The sequence below is a fragment of the Psychrobacter cibarius genome (assembly GCF_016107535.1).
In the GTDB taxonomy this organism is placed as follows: Bacteria; Pseudomonadota; Gammaproteobacteria; order Pseudomonadales; family Moraxellaceae; genus Psychrobacter; species Psychrobacter cibarius.
The window spans coordinates 1-512 of record NZ_JABASQ010000072.1 but is presented as its reverse complement, the minus strand read 5'-3'; the positions used below and the strand labels follow the sequence as shown (position 1 = coordinate 512).

General features: G+C 48.4%; 1 protein-coding gene. It reads right to left on the bottom strand.

All coding sequences use genetic code 11. The features are described 5' to 3' along the window. On the bottom strand, window positions 1–401 hold a 401-nt coding region (locus JFC08_RS13650), incomplete at its 3' end, for a MobA/MobL family protein (protein ID WP_198331115.1). Window positions 402–512 lie beyond the last annotated feature (111 nt).

The following is a 512-nucleotide window of genomic DNA, read 5'->3' as shown; positions in this document are numbered from 1 at the left end:
GGCAACTTCATCACCGGACGATGGATACACACATCCGCAATCACATCCATATCGTCACAAAGCTTTTGGGCAAAGTTGATAGCCAGTGAATGGCGCTCTTCCTCAGACAATTCATGAGGCAAATTAATCAGCCACTCACGAGCCACCCGACTGTCCGAACGTGTCTCTGCCGCTTCGGCAGTATTCCAAAGCGTCTCTCGATCCACACTCACACCCAGCGCCTTTAGCGAAAATGGTAAAACAATATCGCTACTCATCACCCCAGACTTTTTACTATAGTCATGGGTCTTGCCATATTTGGCATCATCAAGCACATCGCCAGCACGATAGGCCGCAGATGCCACTGCCGACTGCCCTGCTTTTCGAGAAATTGCCTTTGTCGCAATATGTACCATCGTCATAAAGAGCCGCCTGCTATTTTTGCTTTTTGCACACCACCGCTTTTTGTGGTGTGCGGGGTTTGGGGTTTCCCCAACGAAGAAGGATTCAAAATTAAGAATAGTAACGAAGTG